This window comes from Actinoplanes sp. KI2 (genome assembly GCF_025630775.1).
Taxonomy (GTDB): domain Bacteria; phylum Actinomycetota; class Actinomycetes; order Mycobacteriales; family Micromonosporaceae; genus Actinoplanes.
Window position 1 is genome coordinate 88,876 of sequence record NZ_JAOSZE010000031.1, and the last position, 24,897, is coordinate 113,772.

At 72.8% G+C, this 24,897-nt stretch carries 21 protein-coding genes and 1 pseudogene; 12 read left to right on the plus strand and 10 right to left on the minus strand.

All coding sequences use genetic code 11. The features are described from left to right. Nucleotide 1 precedes the first annotated feature (1 nt). Nucleotides 2-1,003 carry an acyl-CoA dehydrogenase family protein gene (locus tag ODJ79_RS30255; RefSeq protein WP_263027015.1) on the plus strand — a complete coding sequence of 334 codons (1,002 nt, stop codon included), beginning with the start codon at nt 2-4 and terminating at the stop codon, nt 1,001-1,003. Further along, a complete protein-coding gene (locus tag ODJ79_RS30260; protein WP_263027016.1) occupies nt 1,000-1,872 on the plus strand; it encodes a TIGR03619 family F420-dependent LLM class oxidoreductase in 873 nt (290 codons plus the stop codon). Before ODJ79_RS30255 ends, ODJ79_RS30260 begins: the two co-directional genes overlap by 4 nt. Before the next feature lie 24 nt (nt 1,873-1,896). On the opposite strand, the gene ODJ79_RS30265 is transcribed toward ODJ79_RS30260, so the two are convergent. Further along, the gene (locus ODJ79_RS30265) at nt 1,897-3,873 is read right to left on the minus strand and encodes a hypothetical protein (protein ID WP_263027017.1); all 1,977 of its coding nucleotides are present in this window, start codon (nt 3,871-3,873) and stop codon (nt 1,897-1,899) included. Next, nucleotides 3,870-5,654: pseudogene (locus ODJ79_RS30270) on the minus strand (HSP90 family protein). Before ODJ79_RS30270 ends, ODJ79_RS30265 begins: the two are co-directional and overlap by 4 nt. Before the next feature lie 157 nt (nt 5,655-5,811). Between ODJ79_RS30270 and ODJ79_RS30275 the strand changes: the two are divergent. Next, nucleotides 5,812-6,279 carry a hypothetical protein gene (locus ODJ79_RS30275; protein WP_263027018.1) on the plus strand — a complete coding sequence of 156 codons (468 nt, stop codon included), beginning with the start codon at nt 5,812-5,814 and terminating at the stop codon, nt 6,277-6,279. A gap of 27 nt (nt 6,280-6,306) precedes the next feature. Here the strand turns inward: ODJ79_RS30275 and ODJ79_RS30280 are convergent, their stop codons facing one another. From ODJ79_RS30280 to ODJ79_RS30290, 3 genes are read right to left on the minus strand one after another with little or no spacing between them, the layout of a single operon-like run. Then, entirely contained in the window at nt 6,307-7,434 is a 1,128-nt protein-coding gene (locus tag ODJ79_RS30280; RefSeq protein ID WP_263027019.1) for a sulfotransferase family protein, read from the minus strand. Between the two features lie 9 nt (nt 7,435-7,443). Continuing rightward, nucleotides 7,444-8,220, minus strand: a complete 777-nt coding sequence (locus ODJ79_RS30285) for an SDR family oxidoreductase (RefSeq protein ID WP_263027020.1) — start codon at nt 8,218-8,220, stop codon at nt 7,444-7,446. A 4-nt stretch (nt 8,221-8,224) separates the two neighbouring features. Further along, nucleotides 8,225-9,379 carry a hypothetical protein gene (locus ODJ79_RS30290; RefSeq protein ID WP_263027021.1) on the minus strand — a complete coding sequence of 385 codons (1,155 nt, stop codon included), beginning with the start codon at nt 9,377-9,379 and terminating at the stop codon, nt 8,225-8,227. An 88-nt stretch (nt 9,380-9,467) separates the two neighbouring features. Here ODJ79_RS30290 and ODJ79_RS30295 point away from each other — a divergent pair, with 88 nt between their 5' ends. Continuing rightward, complete coding sequence (locus ODJ79_RS30295; protein WP_263027022.1) at nt 9,468-10,448, plus strand: alcohol dehydrogenase catalytic domain-containing protein; 981 nt, start codon at nt 9,468-9,470, stop codon at nt 10,446-10,448. On the opposite strand, the gene ODJ79_RS30300 is transcribed toward ODJ79_RS30295, so the two are convergent. Next, complete coding sequence (locus tag ODJ79_RS30300) at nt 10,435-11,463, minus strand: hypothetical protein (RefSeq protein WP_263027023.1); 1,029 nt, start codon at nt 11,461-11,463, stop codon at nt 10,435-10,437. The genes ODJ79_RS30295 and ODJ79_RS30300 overlap by 14 nt on opposite strands. 55 nt (nt 11,464-11,518) lie before the next feature. On the opposite strand from ODJ79_RS30300, the gene ODJ79_RS30305 reads away from it, so the two are divergent. Then, nucleotides 11,519-12,418, plus strand: coding sequence for a M15 family metallopeptidase (locus tag ODJ79_RS30305; RefSeq protein WP_263027024.1), 900 nt, complete (start codon nt 11,519-11,521; stop codon nt 12,416-12,418). A 1-nt stretch (nt 12,419) separates the two neighbouring features. Here ODJ79_RS30305 and ODJ79_RS30310 read toward each other — a convergent pair whose 3' ends face one another. Continuing rightward, nucleotides 12,420-13,517 carry an NAD(P)H-dependent flavin oxidoreductase gene (locus ODJ79_RS30310; protein WP_263027025.1) on the minus strand — a complete coding sequence of 366 codons (1,098 nt, stop codon included), beginning with the start codon at nt 13,515-13,517 and terminating at the stop codon, nt 12,420-12,422. Further along, nucleotides 13,507-15,129, minus strand: a complete 1,623-nt coding sequence (locus ODJ79_RS30315; RefSeq protein ID WP_263027026.1) for an acyl-CoA synthetase — start codon at nt 15,127-15,129, stop codon at nt 13,507-13,509. Before ODJ79_RS30315 ends, ODJ79_RS30310 begins: the two co-directional genes overlap by 11 nt. A 21-nt stretch (nt 15,130-15,150) precedes the next feature. On the opposite strand from ODJ79_RS30315, the gene ODJ79_RS30320 reads away from it, so the two are divergent. The 4 genes from ODJ79_RS30320 to ODJ79_RS30335 all read left to right on the plus strand — a co-directional run bounded on the left by ODJ79_RS30320 (nt 15,151) and on the right by ODJ79_RS30335 (nt 19,208). Then, nucleotides 15,151-15,969 carry a crotonase/enoyl-CoA hydratase family protein gene (locus tag ODJ79_RS30320; protein ID WP_411267384.1) on the plus strand — a complete coding sequence of 273 codons (819 nt, stop codon included), beginning with the start codon at nt 15,151-15,153 and terminating at the stop codon, nt 15,967-15,969. A gap of 76 nt (nt 15,970-16,045) precedes the next feature. After that, nucleotides 16,046-16,993, plus strand: coding sequence for a Zn-ribbon domain-containing OB-fold protein (locus tag ODJ79_RS30325; RefSeq protein ID WP_263027028.1), 948 nt, complete (start codon nt 16,046-16,048; stop codon nt 16,991-16,993). Next, on the plus strand, nt 16,990-18,048 hold the full coding sequence (locus ODJ79_RS30330) for a thiolase domain-containing protein (RefSeq protein ID WP_263027029.1): 1,059 nt from the start codon (nt 16,990-16,992) through the stop codon (nt 18,046-18,048). The genes ODJ79_RS30325 and ODJ79_RS30330 overlap by 4 nt, the downstream gene beginning before the upstream one ends. Then, nucleotides 18,045-19,208: a thiolase domain-containing protein gene (locus ODJ79_RS30335; RefSeq protein ID WP_263027030.1), complete on the plus strand. Its 1,164-nt coding sequence runs from the start codon at nt 18,045-18,047 to the stop codon at nt 19,206-19,208. Before ODJ79_RS30330 ends, ODJ79_RS30335 begins: the two co-directional genes overlap by 4 nt. Here the strand turns inward: ODJ79_RS30335 and ODJ79_RS30340 are convergent. Next, a complete protein-coding gene (locus ODJ79_RS30340) occupies nt 19,180-20,412 on the minus strand; it encodes a cytochrome P450 (protein ID WP_263027031.1) in 1,233 nt (410 codons plus the stop codon). The two genes, ODJ79_RS30335 and ODJ79_RS30340, sit on opposite strands and share 29 nt — an antisense overlap. Before the next feature lie 120 nt (nt 20,413-20,532). On the opposite strand from ODJ79_RS30340, the gene ODJ79_RS30345 reads away from it, so the two are divergent. Then, nucleotides 20,533-21,648: a steroid 3-ketoacyl-CoA thiolase gene (locus tag ODJ79_RS30345; RefSeq protein ID WP_263027051.1), complete on the plus strand. Its 1,116-nt coding sequence runs from the start codon at nt 20,533-20,535 to the stop codon at nt 21,646-21,648. Here the strand turns inward: ODJ79_RS30345 and ODJ79_RS30350 are convergent. After that, the gene (locus ODJ79_RS30350) at nt 21,632-22,879 is read right to left on the minus strand and encodes a polysaccharide biosynthesis protein (protein WP_263027032.1); all 1,248 of its coding nucleotides are present in this window, start codon (nt 22,877-22,879) and stop codon (nt 21,632-21,634) included. The genes ODJ79_RS30345 and ODJ79_RS30350 overlap by 17 nt on opposite strands. Before the next feature lie 64 nt (nt 22,880-22,943). Between ODJ79_RS30350 and ODJ79_RS30355 the strand changes: the two genes are divergently transcribed. Together ODJ79_RS30355 and ODJ79_RS30360 are read left to right on the plus strand one after the other, a co-directional pair. Beyond that, nucleotides 22,944-24,665, plus strand: coding sequence for a hypothetical protein (locus tag ODJ79_RS30355; RefSeq protein WP_411267385.1), 1,722 nt, complete (start codon nt 22,944-22,946; stop codon nt 24,663-24,665). Then, nucleotides 24,644-24,847, plus strand: a complete 204-nt coding sequence (locus ODJ79_RS30360) for a hypothetical protein (RefSeq protein ID WP_263027034.1) — start codon at nt 24,644-24,646, stop codon at nt 24,845-24,847. Before ODJ79_RS30355 ends, ODJ79_RS30360 begins: the two co-directional genes overlap by 22 nt. Nucleotides 24,848-24,897 lie beyond the last annotated feature (50 nt).

Here is a 24,897-nt window from a genome sequence, read left to right on the forward strand (position 1 = left end):
CATGGACTTCACGCTCAGCGGCGAGGCGCACGATCTCGCGGCATTGACTCGCGATCTGGCGGACTCGGGCCGTCCACTGTGGCCGGCCCTGGCCGAGGCCGGCGTGCTCGCCGCGGCGCTGCCCAAGCGGGCCGGCGGCGAGGGCTACGGGCTGCTGGAACAATGCGCGATTCTGATCGAGCTGGGCCGGGCCGCGGCCACCGTGCCCTACCTGCCCTCGATCGTCGCGGCGGCGTCCGCGCTGGCCCGTTCCGGCACCGACGAGCAGGTCGCGGCGTGGGCCGAACCGGCCGGCCGCGGCGAGCTGGTGCTGACCGCCGCGCCGGTCGACGGCGTCGACGCCCGCCCCGCCGGCGACGGCTGGCTGCTGGACGGTGCGGTTGCCGCCGTACCGGCCGCCGACCGGGCCGCTCTGGTCCTGGTCGCATCCGGTCCGGATGTGTTCCTCGTCAGAGCCGGTGACCCAGGTGTGGAGGTGCAACCGCAACGGGTCGCCGGTGGCCCGGGAGCGGGCCTGCTCCGGCTGGCCGGGGCGGCGGGTCAGCCGCTGGCGGGTGCGGCGGCCCGGCTCCGGGCGCACGCCACGATCGGCGCCTGCGCCGCCCAGTTGGGCGTCGTCGAGCGCGCCCTCGAGATGACCGCCGAATACGCCCGCTCCCGGGTCCAGTTCGGTAGACCGATCGGATCGTTCCAGGCGGTGTCGCAGCGCCTGGCCGACGCGTACGTCGATGTGGAAGCTCTTCGGTTGACGACGTGGCAGGCGGCCTGGCTGCTCGCCGCGGAGCAACCGGCCGCCGCCGAGGTCGCGACCGCCGCGTTCTGGGCGGCCGAGGCCGGCCACCGGGTGCTGCACACCGCCGTTCATCTGCACGGCGGCGTCGGCGTCGACGTGGAGTACCCGCTGCACCGCTACTTCCTGGCCGCCAAGTACCACGAGTTCCTGCTGGGCGGCGCCACCGGCCAACTGCTCGAGCTGGCCGCGACCCTAGGAGAGAACGGATGAAGTTCAGTCTCGGCATCGCGCTCAGCCCCCTCGACCAGCTCATCGAACTGGCCCGCACCGCCGAGGAGTGCGGCTTCGCGTCGATCGCGCTGCCCGACTCGCTGTTCTACTCCGAGGAGGTCAGCGCGAAATACCCGTACACCCCGGACGGCAGCCGCTTCTGGAACGCCGAGACACCGTGGTCGGACCCGCTGGTGACCGCCGCCGCGCTCGGCGCCGCCACCACGACCATCCGCTTCTACACGCAGGTGCTCAAGCTCGGCCCGCGCAACCCGGTGCTGCTGGCCCGTCAGGTCGGCTCGGTGGCCGCCCTGACCGGCAACCGGTTCGGGCTCGGCGTCGGCCTGGGCTGGTCGCCGGAGGAGTCGCTGTGGTGCGGCGCCCCGTTCAGCGACCGCGGCGCCCGCGGCGACGAGGCGATCGAGGTGCTGAAGCTGATCCTCGGCGGCGGCATGGTCGAGTACCACGGCAAGCACTTCGAGTTCGGCAGGCTGCAGATGAGCCCGGCCCCGACCGAGCCGGTCCCGATCTACATCGGCGGCCACACCGGCGTGGCGCTGCGCCGCGCGGCCCGGGTCGGCGACGGCTGGTCCTCGGCGATGATGCGCTTCGACGAACTACGGACGGTCATCGGCAAGCTGGACGCGCTGCGCGCCGAGTACGGCCGGGCGGACAAGCCGTTCGAGATCCAGGCGGTCTGCATCGACCGGTTCGGCCTGGACGGCTTCCGGCAGCAGGCCGACATCGGCGTGACCGACGCGATCGTCGTACCGTGGCGCGCGTACGGCGTCGGCTTCGACGGCGACCTGGCCGCCAAGCGCGACGGCCTCCGCCGCTTCGCCGACGAGGTGATCAGCAAGATCGCCTGACGGCGGCGAAGCCGGACTCGTTCGTCAATCGCCCAGCTCGTCCATCTCGTCCAGCTCGTCCAGCTCGGACGGGTCGATGTCGTGTTCGGTGAGGAACGCTTCGGCGTCAGGCCTGCGGTCCTGGGCCAGCAAGGCCTTGGCGACGAGCATTTTCGGCCACCAGTTCGCCCGGTCGGCGGCGACGAGCTCGCGGGCGCGCTCTTCCGCCTCCACCGGCCGATTCAACGCCAGCAGCGAGTTGATCTCGCTGTTGCGCAGGCCCGCGTGGTTGCCGGGGTACCGGCGTGCACGGTCCAGGGCAGCGCCGTGCCGGCCGGCGGCGGCGTCGTGGTTGCAGAGCATCTCCTGCGTGTCGAGCAGGTCGTCGCCTCGCAGCGAGCCGGTGAGCGCGTCGAGCCGGGCGATCGTGTGGTCCGCGATGGGGCCGTGGCCGCGGGTGTTGCGCAGGCTGCGCGCCTCGCCCGGCGCGTCCGCGGACGCACGGTACAGGTCGGCGGCCGCCAGGAGGTGGGCGGCGGCCGCCGGTCCGTGGGTGAGGACGGCCGCCTCTTCCAGCAGGGCGGCGCGCGACGGCAAGCCGTCCGGCAACGACGCCGCATCGAGCAGTTCCCCCAGCAGCGTGTACGCCGTGTCGCGCCGGCGCCAGTCGCGCCGGTACAACTCGACGAGCAGGTGCCGGGCGGCCAGCGCCTCATCGGTCAGCCCCGCCTGCTGGAGGCTGCGCAATGCTTCCTCGGCCGTTTCGGTGGCGTCGGCCCACTGGGCGGCGTTGCGCAGTTGGTAGGCGATGTCGAGGCGGGCCCGCGCGGCGGCCGGCGCGTCCGCGGCCACCGTCAGCTGCGCCACCCGGGCGACGAGCTCATCGATCCTTTCCTTTCCCGGGTACGCGATGAGCGGGCGCCCCTGCAGCACGGTGAGCGGCAGTCGCGCCACGACAGGCTCGGCCGCGATGCGCCGCTCGACCTGCCCGCTCTGGTAGTCGTTCTCGTTGCGCGCGTCGAACTTCGCCGCGAGCGTACGGGCCAGCGCCGCCATCTCGGCGTACGTGTCGGCGACGGTGGCGGTCCACTGCCGGTCGCCGCGGTCGGTGCGCCGCCGCACGCGGTCGTCACCGTGACCGGTATCGCGCAGCCGGCGCAGCAGCAGCGCCGCGGATGAGGCGAACCGCATGGCGGCCAGCTCGGAGCAGGGCCGGTCGAGCCAGGGCAGGTGCCGTTCGACGATGGCCAGACCGTGGTCCTCGTTGCCGGAGAGAGCGCAGAACTCGACGTGCATGGCGATCAGCCCGAGGTCGTCGCGATCGTCGCGCTGGCGCGGGTAGGCCGTGCGGTGCGCGTTCGCCGCTTCGGCCAGCCGACCGCTGCGCAGGTACGGCAGCAGCAGGTAGGCGAGCAGGTTTTGCGGCTGATTGGCGCAGCCACCGCTGAGGTGCGGATCACCGACGCGCACCGCCTCCTCGTCGTCGCCACGCGCCGCGTGGTACATCACGACGCTCATCGGCACGCAGGCGGCACAGCTGGACAGGCCGTCGCGGCGGGCTGTGCTCATCTCGGCGTACCAGTGCCCGGCCGCGTCCAGGTCGCCGAGGTGCAGGGCGACCCGGCCGCGCCGCTCGTAGACGGCGTGCAGACTGTGCCCGCCCGCCCGGTAGCGGCGTTCCATGTCGTCCATCAGCGCCCGGGCACGGTCCAGCGGCACCGTGCTGAACGACGGCATCCCGTCGACGATCCACTTGTACGACCACAGCAGCGTTCGCTCGTCACCCGAGCGCACCAGCTCGGGCCGGCCGTCGAAGACCGGCAGACACGACGTGAACGCCAGGAACCCGCGCGCGAACTCGCCGCTGTTCGTGAACTGCTCGATCAGCCCGAGCCGGGTTCGATACGCGAACTCGTCCTCGCCGTCCGCGTCCGCCTGCCGCAGCACCGCGTCGAAGGCCGCATACCTGGCCTGGCCGGAAAGCCGGTACGCCTCGTTCAGCCGGTCCTGCAGGTCGGTCATCGCGGTTGTCCCATCGCGCGGGTGAGCAGACCCAGGAACGACTGGTTGAATGCGGCGGTCGCCGCCGGGGTCAGCGGCTGGCGGCTGAGCAGCAGCGCCTGCGTGAACAGGCCCTCGACGGCCAGCGTGGCCAGTTCGTCGTCGCCGGTGCTCATTGCCTGCCGGGCGAGCGGGTTGCGGTGGTTGAACACCAGCTGTGGCCGGGTGTCGTTCTCGGCGGTGAACGCGCCGAGCAGCGACGCCCACAGCTCGTCGGCGTCGTCGCGGGCGCGGCGCAGGTCGCCCTGCAGCGCGGTGTCGCCGTCGAGCAGGTACAGCGCGGGCAGACTCGGCGGGTCGAACGTGCGGACCACGACCTGCACGCCCTGCCGGTCCAGGACCCGCTGGGCGAGCACGACGAACGGCCGCACCGCCTCCTCGTCGGCGGGTGCGAGCCGGTCCAGCCGCAGCGTGAGGTCGCCGGGGGCGAGCACCTCGATCGCGGTGGCGGCGACCGCGTCCGGGAGGCGGGCGATCAGCTCCGCCTCGTACACGTAACCGCCGTTGACGACCGGGATCCGCTGTGCGGCGGCCACCGCGGCCACCTGGCGGAACTCGTCGACCGACGGCGAATAGCGGATGACGCCGTACCGGTCGTGGAACTCGGCGAGGGTGAGCGAGCCGGTGTTGGTCTCGAACGGCCACCACTGGTGCACCAGGCGCAGCATCTCGTCGTCGTGCACAGCCAGTGCCTTCACGCCGAGGTGATGCACGGCGAGGAACTCGCGCAGCCGGCGCGGATCCCGGGCGCCCAGCCGGGCCAGCCAGCCGCGCAGGCCGTCGCCGAGGCTCTCGCGCACCTGTTCGAGCAGGCTGTCGTCGTACAGAGCCTCGCGGCTGGCGGTGGGCCGCAGCTCCGTGGTGTCGGCGACGCAGCGCACGAAGAACGCCCATGGGGGCAGCAACCCCTCGACGCCCTCCGACAGCAGCATCTGCTTGAGGTAGACGCGGTGGGTCACCCGCACCGCCGGATTGGCCGGCGCGGGCAGCACGAACGCGATCGCGCGCACCCCGCCCTCGGGCGCGGCCAGCTCGACCGTGTCGAACGGCAGGAAGCCGAACGCCTCCTCGCAGTACGCGGCGAGCCGAGCGCGCCGCTGCAACGGTGTCTCGCCGGCGCTGCGCTCCCACGGCGGCAAGTCGGCGGTGACGGTGTCGTCGCCGACCCGCACCGTGATCGGCAGCATCGACCCGTACAGGGTGGCCAGCTCGCGTACGGTTCGCGCGCTGACCCACTGCTCCTGGCCGGGGCGCGGCACGAGCGTCACCGTGGTGCCCGGCGCGGCGCGCTGCTCCGGCGGCAGCTGCACGGTGTACCGGCCGTCGGAATGGCCCGTCCACACCACGGTCGGGTCGTCTCCGCTGCGGGTCACCACGCGGATCTCGTCAGCGACCATGAAGCAGGAGAGCAGGCCGATGCCGAACTGGCCCAGGAATTAGTGCCGGGCGAAGCCGAGGTCGTCACGCTTGGAGCTTCGGCCGATGGTGGCGAGCAGCTCATGAACCTGACTCTCGGTCAGGCCGATGCCGGTGTCGTGCACCCGGAGCGTGCCGTCGCCGGTGCATTCGGCCGGTTCGAACCACACGTCCCCGGCCGCGTCCGGCTCCGACAACCGGCGCGCGGTGATCGCGTCGACGGCGTTCTGCGTCAGCTCACGCACGTAGACGCGGGGAGTCGCGTACAGGTGATGGCTCAGCAGATCCACCACGCCACGCAGATCAACCCGGAAGGCGAAGCTCAATCTCTTGTCCCCCAGCGGTCCGGGCCGAATGATTTCCCGGCGAGACAGGCATGATATCCAGCAAGATCGACGCAAGCACGTCCTTTACCTCCGGACGGCGCGCGGCGGCCCGGTCCCGGTGCCGGCCAGGTGAAGCGAATCGATAGAGTGCCGCGCTGTGCGGATGAAGATCGTGCTCGGCTCGGCCATCGCCGTCGTCCTGATTCTGGCCGGCGCCGGCTATGTCGCGGTGCGGGGCCTGCGGGTGAACCCGGCACCATGGAGCCTCACCGGGCTGTGGGTGAGCGACGACCGGTCGACCTGGATCAGCCTCCGGCACGACGGCGGCTTCACGGCGAGTGGCATCAGCAACTGCATCGGTCAGGTCGGCCTGGTCAACCGGGGAACCGGCCAGATCGACCAGGTGCCCGACATCCCGTACGGGGAAGGGTCCTGGAATTACGGCCCGAACCCCGACGGCGGCAGCGACGTGTTGACGATGCAGTTCCAGAAGCCGGCGCCGCTGCGATTGCCGTGGTTTGTCGTGGGATCCGTCGAGTGGCGATTTCGCCCGGTCTCGGTCACCCTGGGCATCATCAACCAATCGGGCGACGCGGACGTGCGACGGTGCTCTCTGCATACCTGATCCGGCGTGATCGGCAGGACGGCACGCCTATGCGAAGGCGGCGTCCACGTCGGCCGCGGTCAGGCCGAAGTCGGCCAGGTCGTAGTGGTGGGCCGGGCCGCGCGGCTCGGCCTGCAGCGACGTCATGGCGGCCCGCGCCTCGGCGGTCAGGGGCGATCCGATCCGCTCGTAAACGGACTCGACCGTGCCGATCGGATCCGCCACGAAGTCGTCGTAGTCGACGTCGATGAAGTGCGCGGGGTCGTGCCGCTCGCGTTCGGTCGCGAACCGCCGCAGCCCGCGTGACCACAGCTCCAGCTGCGCCCGGCCGAGCACCTCGCCCCGGAACAGCTCCGACCAGCCCTCGGAGGCGCGCGCATTCAGACTGCACACCGAGGCGATGACGGTCCGCGGCGCGCGATGTGTCTGGATGACCACCGCGTCCGGGTAGACGGCGAGCAGCGCGTCCAGCGCGAACAGGTGACTCGGGTTCTTCAGCACCCAGCGCCGATCGCGGTCGTTCGAACCGATCAGCTGCAGGTTGCGCCGGTGCCGGCGATAGGCGGCCGTCCAGTCCTGCGAGCTCAGCCGGCGCGAGTACGACGGGATGTGCGCGAGGCACTCGAAGGACACCGAGGTCATCGACTGGACGAGCAGCCGCCAGCACTCCTCGACCTGGTCGGCCGCGGTGTAGTGCACCCCGGTGAACTCCGGGTCGGTCACGTGATGCTGCTCGTATCCGGCCTGGAGGGCGGCGAAGAACGGGTTGGACTCCCAGGTGTCGCGGGGCGGCCGGGGCTGCGGCGCCTCGGTCAGCCACAGCTCGAGGCCCTGATGCGCCGGGTCGGCGGCGAGCAGCCGGTGCAGCGCGGTGGTGCCGGTGCGCGGCAGGCCGGTCACGAAGATCGGCCGGGGCACCGGCACCGCGGCGTGCTCCGGGTGCTGTTGCCAGGCCGCCTCGCTGAGCAGCCGGGAAACCAGCGCCGCGCGCAGCAGGCCCCGGGACACCTTGCTGCCGGCCGGGGTCAGGGCCGCTTCCGTCCCGTACGCGAAAAGCAGCGTTTCCAGTCCCTCGCGATACCCGTCGTCGTCGCCGAAGTCGTCGAGCCCGGTGAGGCGGGTCGCGGACGCGTGCAGATCCTCGACCGTGCCGACGTCCGTCCGCGTGCTTGGCATGCCGACCCCTCAGTGGTGGAACTCGCCGCAGTTGACGTCGAGGCACTGTCCGGTGATGCCACGGGCCATCCCGGAAATCAGGAACAGCACGGCGTCGGCGACCTCGTCCGGCTCCGGCAGCCGGCGCAGGTCGGTGGTGGCCGCGACCTCGTCATAGATCTGCTGGGGCGGCACCCCGCGCTGCTCGGCCTGGTAGTCGAACCACCAGCGCAGGCTGTCCGCCCAGATCCAGCCGGGGGCAACGGAATTCACCCGTACGCCCTGCGGCCCGAGCTCGCCGGCCAGGTTCTGCGCGACCGCGAGGAGCCCGGCCTTGGCCAGCTTGTACGGCCCGAACGGCTTCCGCGAGTGCCGCAGCACGGCCGAGTTCACCATCACGACCGAGCCGCCGGACTCGATCAGCGCGGGGGTGAGCAGCCGGGTCAGCCGCAGCGCCGCCAGCACGTTGACCTCGAAGTTGGCCCGCAGCTCGTCGAAGTCCACCTTGCCCAGGCTGCGCATCGGCGGCATCGCGAAGGCGTTGTTCACCAGGGCGTCGACCCGGCCGAACTCGCCGAGCGCGGCCCGCACCAGCGACGCGGTCGCGGCCTCGTCGGTGAGATCGGTCGGCGCCACCAGGGCTCGCCGGCCGGCCGCCTCCACCTTTCCCGCCACCTCGCTCAAATACGATTCCGTCCGGGCGGCCAGCACCACGTCGGCGCCGGACTGCGCGGCGCGCGCCGCGACCGCTTGGCCCAGGCCGGGACCGACCCCGGCGACCACCACGACCTTGTCGGCGAGCAGCATGGGCTCAGCCCAGCATCCGGGCCGCGGTGGCGGCCTGCCGCTCGCGGATCCGGGCCCGCCACTGCGCGGAATCGATCGGTTCGTAGTAGGGCAGCTGCTTGGGCAGGTCGTCCACGGCGATCACTTCCGTTCGAGGGCCGTCGGCGTCGGTGAGCACGCGGGACACCCGTTGCCAGCGCAGTTGCACATAACCGCGGTCGTGGCCGGTGCGTTCGATCCAGTTCGCGAGTGCCGGGTCACGCTCGCTGATCACGTACCGGATCATGCCGTCCGGGTCGACCCGTGCCTGCGGCACGGTGAGGCTGGTCTGGTGGTTGACGTAGTCGAGCGAGACGTACCACATGCTGCCCAGCTGGAGGCCCTGGTACGGCGCGTCGCCGGCCGGGACGGTGACCACCATGGCCTGGTCGTCGGCGAGCTCGTAGTGCCCGGCCGAGGAGTACTGGGTGGCCAGCCCGCCGGGGGTGAGCCGCGGCGGTGTCAGCGTGTTCACCGGCAGGTTCAGGTAGAACCGCTCGGCGAACGCCAGGAACGTGCGGATCCGGCCGACGAGCATCTTGCCGGCCACGGCGTACCGCTTGGCGACGGTTTCCATGGTGAGCGGCGGTGGCGCGGCGCCGGCCCGATCGGCGCGGTGGATGCGCAGCATGCCCGGCCGTTCGTGCCAGTCGCTGAACACCTCGCGCACCACGAGCATGGCCGAGCCGGGCGCGAGCGGGAACGCGTTGCGGCCCGACAGCCCGGGACCGAACCGGATCTCGAAGGAACCATCGTGATCGATCTCGATCGCCCGGTCGTCGAACGCGGCGAGGCTGCCCGGCACGTTCACCGGCGAGTACGACCCGTCGAGGATCTGGAAGCTCAGATCGGTGGTGCTGCCCCGGCGCCCGGTCACCACGTACTCGGCGTCGTCGCGCAGCCAGGCGTGGAAGTACAGCGTGTCCGGGTTGTCGAGACCCATTTTCGTGTACGGGCCGGTCGAGCGCACGAAGTAGGGGAAGTCGCGGTCGAACGCCCACGCCATCTGGATCGATGCCCGGATGCCGCCGGCCAGATAGTCCTGACCCTCGATCAGGTCTTGTGGGCCACGGATGTGGGGGGCTTCGGCGACGACGCGCTCGGCTTCCGCGATGGCGTCGGCGAACGGCTCGGTAAGCACGGTTCATGCTAGAACGCGTTCTAATCTCGGGTCAACGTGCCCATCGGCGTCCCTTGACCACCGCTAGAACATGTTCCACTCTTGAGCGATGCGGGCGTTCCGAATGTTCGACTGGGGTGCGGCACCGTCGCACGAGGAGGTGCCCGTGCCGGAGCCCGGCGCCGGGCAGGTGCTGGTGCGCGTGGCCGGGTGCGGGCTGTGCCGGTCAGATCTGACCATGCAGCAGATGCCCCGGCCGGTCGGCGAGAAGCTGGGCTGGCAGATGCCGTTCACCCTCGGCCACGAGACGGCCGGCCGGCTGGACGACGGCTCGCCGGTCGCGCTGGTCGCCACCGCCTCGTGCGGGCGGTGCCGGCTGTGCGTGCGCGGCCTGGAGAGCGTCTGCCCGCACGGCCTGACCGGCCGCGGCTACGGGCGGGACGGCGGCCTCGCCGAATACGTGCTCGCCGACCGGCGCAGCGTGCTGCCGCTGGGCGACCTCGACCCGCGACACGCCGGTCCGCTCACCGACGCGGGCGCCACCGCGTACCACGCGGTGCGGCGGGCGCTCCCGCGCATCGTTCCGGGCGGCACGACCGTGGTGATCGGCGCGGGCGGGCTGGGCGCGTTCGCGGTGCAGTTCCTGCGCGTGCTGACCGCCACCACGGTGATCGCGGTCGATCCGGCGGAGACCCGCCGGGCGTACGCGGAATCGGTCGGCGCCCATCAGGTTCTGTCCGGTTTGGAGCTTCTCCCCCGCCGGCTCGGCGCCGATGCGGTGCTCGATTTCGTCGGCGCCGACCAGACCATTGCGGCCGGGATCGCGGCGGTCCGGCCCGGCGGCGCGTACGGGCTGATCGGCTCGGCCGGCGGACGGCTCGACCGGCCCTGGTTCGGCACGCTGCCCCGCGACGGCGAGGTCTTCACCTTCCAGGGCTCGACGATCGCCGACGCCCAGGAGGTCATCGCGCTGGCCGCGGCCGGGCTGGTGCGCAACCAGGTGGAGGAGTTCCCGTTCGAGAAGGTTGAGGAGGCGTACGAGCGGCTGGCGACCGGCACGCTCACCGGCCGCGCCGTCATCGTGCTGTGACCGGCCGGTCCAGGCCGAGACTCGGGTGCGCAGGTCCGCCCAACTGCGCCGAGATCCGGTCGAGCAGGTGCCAGGTCTTGCGTTCCTCGGCGGCGGCCGCAGGCCCGTCGTCGTCCGCCTGCTCCCAGGCGGCCGCGCTCGATGCCACGCTCGAGGCGACCGAGGCCCATTCGTAGCCGCGCAGGACAACGATTGCTGGGCGGCCCGCCGCGCGTCCGGCGATCCGTGCCCGGATGTCCGCGTCGATGCGTCGGTCCCGCTTCCGGGCCTCGATCTGGTACTGGGTGATGAACTCACCGTCGGCCGGCGTGCGGTCGCCGCCGTCGTCCGGGAGGAGCCCGTCCAGCACCAGCCGCCATTCGCGGACCGTCAGCGTGACCGGATAGCGGCGCCTCGGTTCCAAGCCCAATTCCCGGATCGTGGTGTCGTCCGCCTCGATCAGGTCCGCCAGCCCGGACCTCACGGTGAACTCGCACCAGTCGGACCAGCCCGGCACCGTGGCGTCCTCCGCCGTCCCGCGGACCCGCCACCGGTAGGACCTGCCCGGCACCAGTTCGGTGTCTGGCTCCAGGACCGCCTGCCGGCCGGCGGCCACCGGAACGGTGCCGAGGCTCGACTGCTCCGACCCGTCCAGCGGCGCCTGCTCGAACGTGGCCTCGGCCGGCGTCGGCCCGGCCGCCGCGAAGGTCACCGCCAGGGTAGGTCCGACCGTGTCGAGCACCGGGCGCGCCGGCCCTCGGACACAGCCCGACAAGCCGTTCGTGGCCAGCCGTATCGGTAGCGGCACGCCCACCGCCTGCCCGCTGCTCGGCGACCGGGGTGCGGGTGTCGGGTCGATTCTGATCACGCAGGTGGCGGCACCCGGCTCAGCGGCACCCGAGATGGACCGGCACAGGGCGACCGCGTCGTCGATCGTCGCCCGCCTCGGCTCGGCCGGGCCGCCGGCCAGCACCGCGGCGGACGCCGCGAGCACCCCGGCGATCGCCACGAATCGCCCGGCACTCGCCTTGATCATCGGCACACTGTACGGGCAGGTCGCCGGAAGCGGAACAACGAGGCAGACTGCCTCCGTGCGACTTCGGCGGCTGTTGACGACCCTGCTCGCGTGCGGGGTCGCGGCCGGCTGCGCAGGCCCCTCGCCCGCGCCGGCGCCGGCGACCGCACCCGGCGCGCCGGCCGCCACACCCTCGACGCCGGAAAACAGCCGAGGCCGCGGGCAGGCCGCCGCGCCGGAGCCGAGCCCGTCGGTCACCCGCGTCGGCGATGCCACCGCGGCCCCGGCCTGGCTCGGCACCCGGGTGCTGCCGGTCGGCGCCAACGGCTTCGCCGCCGCCCGGGCCACCCCGCCCGAGCTGCGGAATCGCTCGATCATCACGACCGACTACCTCCCGCCGCCGGGGGACGGAAAGTTCCACGCGACGATCCGCGCCGTGCCGGCCGCGGTGCTCGCCCGCTCCAGCTGGACCAGCGCCTGCCCGGTGAAGGCCACCGACCTGCGATACGTCACGGTCGGCTTCCGCGGCTTCGACGGCCGGGCGCACACCGGCGAGATGCTGGTCCACCGGAGTGCCGCCAACGGCCTGGTCAAGGTGTTCGGGCGGCTGTTCGCCGAGGGCTACCCGATCGAGGGGATGCGGATCACCAGCCGGGCCGCGCTCGACGCGCCGCCGACCGGGGACGACAACCTGACCGACGCGTACGCCTGCCGCCCGGTCCGCGATGCGAAGGCCTGGTCGCAGCACGCCTACGGCCTGGCCGTGGACGTGAACCCGTTCCAGAACCCGTACCACAAGGGCAAGATCGTGCTGCCCGAGCTGGCCACCTCGTATCTCGACCGCGGCGCCGTGCGGCCCGGCATGATCGGGCCGGACGGGCCGGTGGTGGAGGCGTTCGCCGCCATCGGCTGGAAGTGGGGCGGCGCCTACCGCTCGCTGAAGGACTACATGCACTTCTCGGCCACCGGCGGCTGACCTAGAGGATGAGCTTGCCGAGCCGGGCCAGGGTCTCGTCGGCCTCGGCGACCAGGTCGGCCAGCACGGCGGCGACCGGGCGCACCTCGTTCATCCGGCCCACGATCTGACCGACCGGCATCGGCACCACCGTGGGGTCGCCGGACTCCATCAGCCGGGTGTGCGCCTCGGCCACGAGCAGGTTCTGCAGCGGCATCGGCAGCGGTTTCGGCGCATCGTCCTCGTTCCAGGCCTCGGTCCAGCGGTTGCGCAGCAGGCGGGCCGGCTTCCCGGAGTAGATCCGGCTGCGGACGGTGTCGCTCGACCGCGCCTTCAGCAGCGCCTCGCGCAGCGCCGACGACGTCTGGTACTCGGCCGTGCCGAGCCAGACCGAGCCCATCCACACCCCGCGCGCGCCGAGGGCGAGGGCGGCCGCGATCTGCCGGCCGCTGCCGATGCCGCCGGCCGCCAGCACCGGCACGTCCTCCCCCACCGCGTCGACCACCTCGGGCACCAGCACCATGCTGGCGATCTCGCCGGTGTGCCCGCCGGCCTCGTAGCCCTGGGCCACCACCAGATCGACGCCGCTCGCCACGTGGCTGCGGGCGTGGTCGGCCCGGCCGGCCAGCGCGGCCACCAGCAGGCCGTGCTCGTGGGCCTGGGCGATGACGTCCGGCGGGGGCGGGCCGAGAGCGTTCGCGATCAGCCGCGGGCGGTGGGTCAGCGCGACCTCGACATGCGAGCGGGCCACCGAGTGCAGCCAGCCCAGCACGCCGGCCCGGCGGGACTCGTCCACCCCCAGCGGCGGCACGCCGAGACGCAGCAGGGTGCGCTCGACGAAGTCGCGGTGGCCCGGCGGGATCAGTTTGTCCAGGTCGGTGGCGGCGCCTTCGGTGGGCACGTGGCTGGGCATGACCACATCCACGCCGTACGGGCGGCCGTCGGTCGCCTGGTCGAGCCAGGTGAGCGCCTCGTCCAGCTCCTCGGCCTCGTTGTAGCGGACGCAGCCGAGCACGCCGAGGCCGCCGGCCCGGCTGATCGCGGCGACCACCTGCTCGGACGGGCTGAAGCCGACGATCGGCTGCTCGATGCCGAGCCGTTCGCACAGCTCAGTCCGCATGGCTGACCTCCTCGGCGCCGGACGCGGCGGAATGCGACGCGGCGTACTCGTGGGCCCAGCGGTAGTCGGCCTTGCCGCTGATCGTGCGGGAGATCTCGGCGACCAGCCAGACCGCGCGCGGCACCTTGTAGCCGGCCACCTGGTGGCGCAGGTGCTCCTCGACCGCGACCAGGTCGACCCGGGCACCGGGGCGGGGCTGGATCAGCGCGGCGACCCGCTGGCCGAGGCGGTCGTCGGGCAGGCCGATGACCAGGGCGTCGAAGACGTCGGGGTGGGTCTTCAGGGCGCCCTCGACCTCCTCCGGGAAGACCTTCTCGCCGCCGGTGTTGACGCAGGTCGCGCCGCGGCCGAGCAGGGTGATGGTGCCGTCCTCCTCGAGCCGGGCGAAGTCACCGGGCAGCGCGTACCGGACGCCGTCGATCTCGGTCAGCAGCTGAGCGGTCTTGACCGGGTCCTTGTAGTAGCCGAGCGGGAGATAGCCGCTCTTGGCGAGCCGGCCGACCGCGCCGGGCGGCACCGGCTTGCCGTCGTCGCCGAGCACCACGGTGGTCGGGCCGGGCATGACCCGCGGGTCCTCGATCGCGCCGCCGGGCACGTCGGCGACCACGCCCAGCCCGGTGAAGCCGGTCTCGGAGGCGCCGACCGCGTCGGTGACCAGCACGTTCGGCAGCAGGTCCAGGTATTGCCGCTTCACCACCGGGGAGAACAGGGCGCCGCTGGAGGAGACCGCGCCGAGCGAGGAGCCGTCGAAGTCGCCGGCCGCGTAGGCCTCGACGATCGGCCGGGCCATCGCGTCGCCGATCAGCACGACCACGTTGACCCGGCGCCGGTCGATGGTGCGCCAGACCTCGTCGGCGTCGAAATGCGGCAGCATCACCACGGTGTCGCCGGCGAACAGCGCCATCAGCGCGGCCCACTGCGCGTTGCCGTGGATCAGCGGGGCCAGGCAGAGCCGGACCATCGGCTCGGCGCCGACACCGCGCGCGGACTGCTGCCACTCGTCCTCGAGCGGGATGCCGGTCATGAAGTCGACGCCGCCGCCGAGGGTGCGCCACACGTCCTCGTGGCGCCACAGCACACCCTTCGGGTAGCCGGTGGTGCCGCCGGTGTAGAGCAGGTAGACGTCGTCGGCCGAGCGCTCGCCGAAGTCCCGGCGCGGATCGCCGGCGGCCAGCGCCTCGTCGTAGTGGCAGTCGCCGGTGTCCTCATCGGACCCGTCCGGCAGCACGACCACCGTGTGCAGGCCGGGCGTGGCGTCGCGCACGGCGGCCACCCGGGGCGCGAACCGGCGGTCGTGCACCAGGGCCGCGAGCTCGGCGTCCGCGAAGAGGAAGTGCAACTCGTTCTCGACGTACCGATAGTTGACGTTGACGACCGCGGCGCGCAGCTTGTAGACGGCGATCATCGCCACCACGGCCTCGATCGAGTTGCCCGCGTACAGCCCGACGTGGTCGCCCGGGCGCACGCCGCGATCATGCAGGAAATGCGCCAGCCGGTTGGCGCGCTCCTCGAGCTCGGCGTACGTGATGCTCTGCTCGCCGAAGAACACGGCGGTACGGTCGCCGAAGGCGTCGACCGCATGCTCGAACAGGTCCGCAATATTTGCCGCCATCACCAGAAAGTAGAACCTGTTATTGTTCGTGACAAGCCCCAGCTTCGGTGGAGGAGAGCCGTGGAATCGCATGCCCTCGTCGAGCAACGCGGACCGATCCTGATCGTCACGATGAACCGTCCCGAGGTCCGCAACGCGCTCTCCGCCGAGATGATGGCCATCATGCGCGACGCCTTTGACCGGGTGGACAACGATCCGGACCTCCGGGTGTGCATCCTGACCGGGGCGGGCGGCGCGTTCTGCGCGGGCGCCGACCTGCGCGCGATGACCCGGTCGCACCCCGGCGACAGCTTCGACGGCGCCGACCTCTCCCGGATCGACGCGCTCCTCAAGGGACGCCGCCTGACCAAGCCGCTGATCGCGGCCGTGGAGGGGCCGGCGGTCGCCGGCGGGACCGAGATCCTTCAGGCCACGGACGTACGCGTCGCCGCCGAGAGCGCTCGTTTCGCGGTCTCCGAGGCGCGCTGGGGTCTGTTCCCGCTGGGCGGTTCGGCGGTGCGGCTGGTGCGCCAGATCCCGTACACGATCGCGGCCGAGATGCTGCTGACCGGTCGCCAGCTGAGCGCGGCCGAGGCGCTTTCCGCGGGTCTGATCGGGCACGTGGTACCGGACGGGCAGGCCCTGACCAAGGCGCTCGAACTGGCCGAGGCGATCGCGGCGAACGGGCCGATCGCGGTGCAGGCCATCCTGCGGACGATCCGGGAGACCGAGGGCCTGGCCGAGAACGACGCGTTCGCGGTCGAGTCGAAGATCGGCATGGCGGTGTTCCGGAGCGACGACGCCAAGGAGGGTCCGCGCGCCTTCATCGAGAAGCGCAGGCCCCAGTTCCGCGGTCGATAGAACTCGTTCTAGTTGCTCGGATGCGGCTGCGCGACCCGCTTGCCGCGGGAAGTTAGAACGTGTTTCACTGGCGTACGTGGACACCGTGCTCGCTGCCCCGCTGGAGATCGGCTTCGACTACACCCGCTCGCTCGGCCCGGTCCTGGGCCGGTTCATGACCGGCCTGCGCGACCGCCGGGTGCTCGGCAGCCGCACCGCGGACGGGCGGATCCACGTGCCCCCGCTCGAGTACGACCCGGCCACCCACGCGCCGGTGACCGAGCTGGTGGACGTCCGGCCGACCGGCACGGTGGTCAGCTGGACCTGGACCGACCGGCCGCTCGACGGGCAGCCGCTGGATCGGCCGTTCGGCTGGGCGCTGATCCGCCTCGACGGGGCGGACACCGCTCTGCTGCACGCCGTCGACGCCGGCGCGCGCGAGCGGATGCGCACCGGAATGCGGGTCCGGATCCGCTGGGCCGCATCCCGGGTCGGGCACATCCGCGACATCGAGTGCTTCTCGCTGCTGGACGCGCCGGAACCCGACGCCGAAACGATCGCCGGCGATCCCGTGACGGTCATGACGACACCGGTCCGGCTCGCGTACACGCACACCACCTCGCCCGAAGAGGGTCGCTACCTGCGGGCGCTGGCCGAGGGCCGGCTGCTCGGGCAGCGCTGCCCGGTGTGCCGCAAGGTGTACGTGCCGCCGCGGGTCTGCCCGGCCGACGGGGTGCCGACCGAGGAGGAGGTCACCGTACGCGATCACGGCACGGTGACCACGTTCTGCGTCGTGAACGTGCCGTTCGCCGGGCAGCGGCTGGAACCGCCGTACGTGGTCGCCCAGATCCTGTTGGACGGCGCCGACATACCGATCCCCCATCTGATCCTCGGCCTGCCCGCCGACGAGGTGCGGATGGGCATGCGGGTGGCGGCGGTCTGGCGCGACCGGGCCGAATGGACCACCAGCCCGACGAACATCGCGCACTTCCTGCCGACCGGCGAACCGGACGCGCCCTACGAGTCGTACGAGGACCACTTGTGAGCGAGACTGTCGCCGTCATCGGCTTCGCCCAGGCGCCCAACCGTCCGTCCGCGGGAACCACCAGCGGCGTCGAGACGCTCGTGCCGGTCTTCCGCGAGGCCCTCGCCGCGGCCGCGCTCGACCGGCGGGACGTCGACTTCTGGTGCTCCGGCTCCTCCGACTACCTCGCCGGGCGGGCGTTCTCGTTCGTGAACGCGGTCGACGCGATCGGCGCGTACCCGCCGATCTGTGAGTCGCATGTGGAGATGGACGCGGCGTGGGCCTTCTACGAGGCGTACGTGAAGATCCTGGCCGGCGAGGCGGAGACCGCGCTGGTGTACGGGTTCGGCAAGTCCTCGGCCGGCCTGCTGCGCCGGGTGCTGGCGCTGCAGCTCGACCCGTACGTGACCGCGCCGCTCTGGCCCGACTCGGTGAGCGTCGCCGCGCTGCAGGCCCGGCTCGCGCTGGACGCCGGGCTCGTCACCGAGCGGGCGATGGCCGAGGTGGCGGCGCGCAGCCGGGCCGACGCGACCACCAACCCGTACGCGCGGGTGTCCGGGAACGCCGATCCGAGCGACCTGCTGGCCGCGCCGTACGTGTCCGACCCGTTGCGCGCCCACGACTGCGCGCCGGTCTCGGACGGCGCGGCCGCGCTGGTCCTCGCCGGCGGTGAGCGCGCCCGGCGGCACCGCGAGCGGCCGGCCTGGATCACCGGCGTCGCCCACCGGATCGATCCGCCGGGTCTCGGCGAGCGCGACCTCACCGCGGTGCCCTCGGCGGCGGCCGCGGCCGAGGCGGCGGGCCTGCCGGACGACCTGGACGTGGCCGAGCTGCATGCCCCGTTCACACATCAGGAGCTGCTGCTGCGCGCGGCGCTCGGGCTGGGCGACCGGGTGCGGATCAACCCGTCCGGCGGCGCGCTGTGCGGCAACCCGATGTTCTCGGCCGGCCTGGCCCGGATCGGCGTCGCCGCCGAACAGGTCATGTCCGGGCGGGCGCGCACGGCGGCCGGGCACGCCACGAGCGGCCCGGCCCTGCAACAGAACCTGATCTGCGTGCTGGAGGCGGAGTCGTGAGACGAGCGGCCGTGCTGGGTACCGGGCAGACGTACCACCGGACCAGGCGTACCGACGTGTCGATGGCCGGGCTGTGCCGGGAGGCGATCGACCGGGCCCTCGCCGACGCCGGCGTGGACTGGCCGGACATCGACGCGGTGGTTCTGGGCAAGGCGCCCGACCTGTTCGAGGGCGTGATGATGCCGGAGCTGTTCCTGGCCGACGCGCTCGGCGCGAGCGGGCGGCCGCTGCTGCGCGTGCACACGGCCGGCTCGGTCGGCGGGACCACGGCGGTCGTGGCGACCAGCCTGGTGCGGGCCGGGGTGCATCGGCGGGTGCTCGCGGTCGCGTTCGAGAAGCAGTCCGAGTCGAACGCGATGTGGGCGCTCTCCATCCAGCCGCCGTTCACCGCGCCGATCGGGGCCGGGGCCGGCGGCTACTTCGCGCCGCACATCCGCTCGTACATCCGGCGGTCGCACGCGCCCGGGCACATCGGGGCGATGGTCGCGGTCAAGGACCGGCGCAACGGGGCGCTCAACCCGTACGCCCATCTGCGCCAGCCGGACATCACCCTGGAGTCGGTGCAGGCCTCCCCGATGCTCTGGGACCCGGTCCGGTACGACGAGACCTGCCCGTCCTCGGACGGGGCGTGCGCGGTCGTGATCGGCAACCAGGAGGCGGCCGAGGCGAGCGAGCGGCCGGTGGCCTGGATCCGGGCGACCGCGATGCGCACCGAGCCGACCTTCTTCGCCGGCAAGGACCACGTGAACCCGCGGGCCGGCGCGGACGCGGCCCGCGCGCTGTGGCAGGCGGCCGGGATCGACGACCCGTTCGAGCAGGTCGACGTCGCCGAGATCTACGTGCCGTTCTCCTGGTTCGAGCCGATGTGGCTGGAGAACCTGGGCTTCGCCGAGGCGGGGCACGGCTGGAAGCTGACCGAGTCGGGCGAGACCCGGCTCGGCGGCCGGTTGCCGATCAACCCGTCCGGCGGGGTGCTCTGCTCGAACCCGATCGGCGCCTCCGGCATGCTGCGCTTCGCCGAGGCGGCCATGCAGGTGATGGGCCGGGCGGGCGACCACCAGGTGGCGGGCGCCCGGACGGCACTGGGTCACGCGTACGGCGGAGGGTCGCAGTTCTTCTCGATGTGGGTGGTCAGCGATACCGCACCGGCAAGTGCTTGATGCTGTTGAGCCAGCCCGAGCGCAACCGCTCGGGCTCGCCGGCCAGGGCGATCTCCGGCATGTGGTCGGCGATCGCGTTGAAGATCAGGTCGATCTCCAGGCGGGCGAGGTTCGCGCCGAGGCAGAAGTGCGCGCCGCTGCCGCCGAAGCCCAGATGCGGGTTGGGGCTGCGGGTGATGTCGAAGCGCTCGGGGTGGTCGAAGACCTGCTCGTCGAAGTTCGCCGAGCCGTAGAAGAGCGCGACCCGCTCTCCCTTCCTGATCTGCTGACCGCCGAGCTCGGTGTCGCGGGTCGCGGTGCGCTGGAAGACGTTCACCGGGGTGCCCCAGCGGACGATCTCGTCGACCGCGGTGCGCGGGCGGGTCGCCTTGAACGCCGCCCACTGGTCGGGGTGCTGGAGCATGGCGAGCATCCCGTGCGAGATCGCGTTGCGGGTCGTCTCGTTGCCGGCCACCGCCAGGATCAGCACGAAGAACCCGAACTCGTCGGCGGACAGGTGCTCCCCGCCGATCTCGGCCTTCACCAGCGTGGTGACGATGTCGTCGCGGGGGCACTCCTGCCGCTCCTCGGCCATCTTCATCGCGTAGCCGAGCAGCTCCATCGCCGGCTCGAGCGGGTCGCCGGCGGCGCTGTACTCCGGGTCGTCGTAGCCGATCATCGCGTTCGACCAGTCGAAGACGTCCTTCCGATCGCTCTGCGGCACGCCGAGCAGCTCGGCGATCGCCTGCAGGGGCAGCTCGCAGGCGACCTCGGTGACGAAGTCGCCGACGTCCGACGTGTTCGCCTCGGCGACGATCCGCTCGGCGCGCTCGTTGAGGGCGGTGCGCAGGCTGTTGATCGCCCGCGGGGTGAAGCCGCGGGACACGATCGCGCGCTGCTGGGTGTGCTGCGGGGGGTCCATGTTGAGCAGCACGTACCGCTGCATCTCGATGCGGTCTCGGGGCATGTCGGCCTGGAACCGGACGATCGCCGTGTTTTCCCAGCTCGACCACGTGTCGCTGTCGCGCGACACGGCCATCACGTCGGCGTGCCGGGTCACCGCCCAGTACCCGTCGTCGTCGAAGCCGGCGCTGCCGCGCCGCTGCGGGATCCACCAGACCGGGGCGTTGCGCCGCATCTCGGCGAACTCGGCGTGCGGGATGCCGCGGACGCAGATCTCGGGATCGGTGAAGTCAAAACCGGTGGGGATGCGGGGCTCGGCCACGACTCCTCCTACGGGAACAGGTTCTACCGATTCAAGCACGGGCAGCGCTCCCAGTGGTATGCCTATTGTGCTTTTATATAGGAACACGTTCTAGATTCTTACGTCGTGCGGGAGGCCGTTGTGGGCGTGCCGGTGATCGTCGACGCCGTTCGCACGCCGATCGGGCGCCGTCGTGGCGCACTGGCTGGCCTGCACCCGGCCGAGCTGCTGGGCGCGGCGCAACGGGGGTTGCTCGACCGCGCGGGGATCGACCCGGGCGAGGTCGAACAGGCGATCGGCGGGTGTGTCACGCAGGGCGGGGAGCAATCCAACAACATCACCCGTACGGCGTGGCTGCACGCCGGACTGCCGTACGCGACCGGCTGCGCGACGCTCGACGCCCAGTGCGGGTCGGCGCAGCACGCCACGCATCTGATCGCCGGGCTGATCGCGGCCGACGCCATCGAGACCGGGGTCGCCTGCGGCGTCGAGTCGATGAGCCGCGTGCCGTTGCGGGCCAACCTCGGCGAGGCCGGGCTGCCCCGCCCGTCGTCGTGGGAGATCGACCTGCCCAACCAGTACGTGGCGGCCGAGCGGATCGCGACCCGGCGCGGGTTGACCCGGCGCGATCTCGACGGGTTCGGGGTGCGCTCACAGGCCAACGCGGCGCGGGCCTGGCGGGACGGGCGCTTCGAGCGGGAGGTCATTCCGATCGGAACCGTGGACCGGGACGAAGGGCTGCGGGAGACCACGCTGGAGGGGCTGGCCGGGCTGCGTCCCGTTCTGGAGGACGGCAGGCACACGGCGGGCACCTCGTCGCAGATCTCCGACGGCGCGGCCGCGCTGCTGCTGATGGACGCCGAACATGCCCGGCGGCTGGGGATGCGACCACGGGCCCGGATCCTGGCGCAATGCCTGATCGGGGCGGAGCCGTACTACCACCTCGACGGGCCGATCGCGGCCACCGACCGGGTGCTGGCCCGCACCGGGATGAAGATCGAGGACATCGACGTGGTCGAGGTCAACGAGGCGTTCGCCAGCGTGGTGCTGTCCTGGCTGTCGGTGCATCAGGCCGATCCCGATCGGGTCAACGTGAACGGCGGGGCGATCGCGCTGGGTCATCCGGTGGGAAGCACCGGGGCGCGGCTGCTCTGCACGGCGCTGCACGAGCTGGAGCGGTCCGACGGGCGGACGGCGCTGGTCACCATGTGTGCCGGCGGGGCGATGTCCACGGCGACCATCATCGAGCGGATGTGAACGGTTTCCGGCGCACGCTCAGGGCGGCCGTGGTGAGCACGCTCAGGGCGGCCGCGCCGACGGAGCAGGCGAGCAGGTGGGCCACGGTGGCCGGGCGGACGGCGGCGACCACCGCGACCAGCACGGCCAGCGAGGCCCAGACGCCGGCGGCGGGTCGCTGCGCGCCGGCCGCCAGCAGGGCGTTGACCAGCAGGACGGTGACCGCGTACAGGGCGCCCACCAGGACGAAGTACGGGGCCAGGTGGGCGAGGGCGGCGTATCGGGTGCCGCCCACTGCGGTCACCACGAGGTGGCCGGCCACCGCGACGCCGGTGATCAGGACGGCGCCGACGCCGGCCACCAGCGCCAGGCCGATTCGCCGGGCGGGGCCGCCGCGCACCAGCCTGGGCAGGGCGACGATGGTGACCACCTGCGGGGCCCAGATCGCGGCCCTGGTCAGGACGGCGCCCACCGCGTACGCGCCGGACTCGCCCGGCGGCAGCAGCCGGCGGGCCAGGATGAGATCGGCGTAGGAGGCCACGAGAATGGCCAGCGACGCGCTCGCCGCCGTGAACACCGCCCGCCCGCGCAGTTCGGCGCCGGGCGGGACGGACGGCGCCGCGTCCGCCCCGCCCGGCACCGGGTCTGCCGCGCGGTCCGCTGACGTGCGTGGCAGCCGGGACAGTGCCGGCGGCAGCAGCCAGGCGACCGCCGCGGCGAGCGCGAACGTGCCGGTCAATCCGAAGCCCGCGGCCAGGCCGATCAGGACTCCGGCGTACCTGCCGAGGGCCAGCAGCACCGTGCCGGCGGCCAGCCGGCCGAAGCGCTCACTGCCCTGGAGGAGACCGAGCGGCCAACCGGCCAGCACCGCGGGCACGGTCATCGCGGCGAGCAGCGGGGGCAGCGCCACCGGCAGGCTGAGCGCGGCGGCCAGCACCGGCGTGGCCGGCAGCAGCGCTCCCCCGCAGACGAGCGCACATCGCCAGGACTGCCGGGCCGCCGCAACCGGGGCGCCGGAGCGGGCGGTGGCGACCGCCACCGCGGTCTGCAGCCCCACGCCGGGCATCGTCGCGATCGCCACCAGCGCCAGCGCGGCGGCCAGCGCACCCAGGTCGGCGGGGGCGAGTCGGCGGGCGGCGAGCACGGGCGGCAGGTACGCCAGAAGGTTGGCCGCCGCGGTGGCCGCCGTGACGGCGAGACCCGCGCGGCCGAGAGTGGCGAGGGAGCCGCGGGTGCCGGGCGAATCGTCCACTGTGCCTCCGGAAGGTGCCGACAGGGTAACCGGCCGGACGGCGCCGCGGCAGCATCCGCTTCCGATCGCCGCATCGGGCCGCCGGGATCGGCTGCTCCTCTACGGCTGCGCCGCGATCGTGGTCGTCGTGGTGCTGGCGCCGCTGGCCCGCGCCGGGTACGCGCTGCGCTCCGACATGGTGTTCGTGCCCCGGCAGCCACTGCGGTGGGACCTGCTGGCGCCGGCCGACACGCTGCCCCGGGCGGTGCCCCAGGACGCGTTGGTGAGCCTGTCCGCGCTGGTCGCGCCCGGGTGGCTGGTGCAGCGGGTGGTGCTGGCGGCCCTTCTCGCGGCGGCGGCGATCGGGGCGGGCCGGCTCGTTCCGGCGCGGCACGGCTGGACCCGGGTGGTCGCGGCGATCGGTTACGCATGGACGCCCTATCTCGCCGAGCGTCTGTTGATCGGGCAATGGGGGCTGCTGCTCTGCTATGCCGCGATGCCGTGGCTGATCCGGGCGGCCCGCGACGTCCGGCTGGGCCGGCCGCGCGCGGGCGCCCGGGTCGTGCTGGCGGCCGCCTGCGCGGCGGTGACTCCGACCGGCGGGCTCATCGCGCTGGTCACCACCGTCGTCCTCGCTCGTCCGGCCGGGTCATCCCCCCTGGGCCCGGCCGGGCCCCATCGGCGGGGGTGGGGCCTCGCGGTGACGGTGGTCGCGTTGAACGCGCCGTGGCTTCTGGTTGCGGTCAGTTCCCGAGCGTCCACGGTGTCCGATCCGGGGGCGACGAGCGCGTTCGCGGCCCGGAGCGAGAACTGGGGTGGTGTGCCTGCCGCGCTGGCCGGCACGGGGGGAATCTGGAACGCCGCGGCCGTGCCGGGCAGCCGGTCCGGCCCGCTGGTTCCGCTGATCACGGCCGGACTGCTCGTGGTGGCCGGGTGCGGCTTCGGGACCCTGCGGCGGCGCTGGGCCGAGGGCACCGCGACCCGCTTGGCCTGGCTCGCGGGCGGGAGCCTGCTGCTGTCCGCGGCCGGCGCGCTGCCCGGCGCGTCCGGCGCCGTGCGGGCGGCGGTCGATCTGATACCGGGCGCGGGGTTGCTGCGGGACGGACAGAAGTTCCTCATCCCGTACGCAATCTGCCTGGTTCTTTGTGTCGCGCTCGGTGCGGAGCGGATCGCCGATCGGGTGCCGGGCGTGGGCGGGCGTCTCGTGCTGGCCGGCTTCGCGCTGCTGCCGGTGCTGGCGCTGCCCGATCTGGCGTGGGGCGTGGGCGGACGGTTGCGGCCGGTCGAGTACCCGGCGGAGTGGGCGACCGTGGCCGCCGTGGTGCGAGCCGATCCGGGGCCGGTGGTGTCGCTGCCGATGTCGGCCTATCGGGCCTATTCGTGGAACCCGGGGGCGGTCGTGTACGACCCGGCGGGCCGGTACCTGCCGGCACCGGTGGTGGCCGACGACCGGTTGCGGGTGGGCGAGACCGTGATCGGCGGCGAGAGTGGCGCGGCGGCGGCGATCCGGGGGCGACTCGAGGAGGGGCGCTCGGTCGCGGATGGGCGCGTGCGCTGGGTGCTCGTGCAGCGGGGCAGCGGCGGGAGCGTGCCGGCGGCGGCGCTGGGCGGGCTCACCCTGGTCCACAGCGGACCAGGGCTGGCGTTGTATCGCAATCCCGGCTACGCCGCGCCGGGCGGGTTCTCGGTGTGGGGGCTGATGGGTTATCCGCTGGCCGGCTCGGTGGTCGTGGTCGCCGGGTGGCGGCGTTTCGCGCGTTCGAGATCGATGCGAAGGAGGCAGGGATGGGCACGTTCAAGGCTCTGATGGTCGCCGCCGTGGTCGGCGTGCTGCTCGCGGTCGTCGGGGTGGCGGCGGCGATGGCCGCGCTCAACCCGTCGGCGAACGAGGTGGCGACCGAGATGGCCAACGAGGCGAACGCCAACGGCCTCGGCGGCAAGGCGGCGGCCGATCCGCTCGACCCGCCGAACTTCTACGGCGCCCGCTGATCGGCCGCTTCACGGCGTCCACTCGTCGGCGCTTGATGGGCGCCCGCTGG

Bases quoted from the DNA above. Each gene is read 5' to 3' on its own strand.
- ODJ79_RS30300 (WP_263027023.1), bottom strand. From the start codon at position 11,463: ATGATCAAGGCGAGTGCCGGGCGATTCGTGGCGATCGCCGGGGTGCTC.
- ODJ79_RS30310 (WP_263027025.1), bottom strand. From the start codon at position 13,517: ATGCGGACTGAGCTGTGCGAACGGCTCGGCATCGAGCAGCCGATCGTC.
- ODJ79_RS30295 (WP_263027022.1), top strand. From the start codon at position 9,468: ATGCGGGCGTTCCGAATGTTCGACTGGGGTGCGGCACCGTCGCACGAG.
- ODJ79_RS30360 (WP_263027034.1), top strand. From the start codon at position 24,644: ATGGGCACGTTCAAGGCTCTGATGGTCGCCGCCGTGGTCGGCGTGCTG.
- ODJ79_RS30315 (WP_263027026.1), bottom strand. From the start codon at position 15,129: ATGGCGGCAAATATTGCGGACCTGTTCGAGCATGCGGTCGACGCCTTC.
- ODJ79_RS30255 (WP_263027015.1), top strand. From the start codon at position 2: ATGGACTTCACGCTCAGCGGCGAGGCGCACGATCTCGCGGCATTGACT.
- ODJ79_RS30285 (WP_263027020.1), bottom strand. From the start codon at position 8,220: ATGCTGCTCGCCGACAAGGTCGTGGTGGTCGCCGGGGTCGGTCCCGGC.
- ODJ79_RS30280 (WP_263027019.1), bottom strand. From the start codon at position 7,434: ATGCCAAGCACGCGGACGGACGTCGGCACGGTCGAGGATCTGCACGCG.
- ODJ79_RS30260 (WP_263027016.1), top strand. From the start codon at position 1,000: ATGAAGTTCAGTCTCGGCATCGCGCTCAGCCCCCTCGACCAGCTCATC.
- ODJ79_RS30265 (WP_263027017.1), bottom strand. From the start codon at position 3,873: ATGACCGACCTGCAGGACCGGCTGAACGAGGCGTACCGGCTTTCCGGC.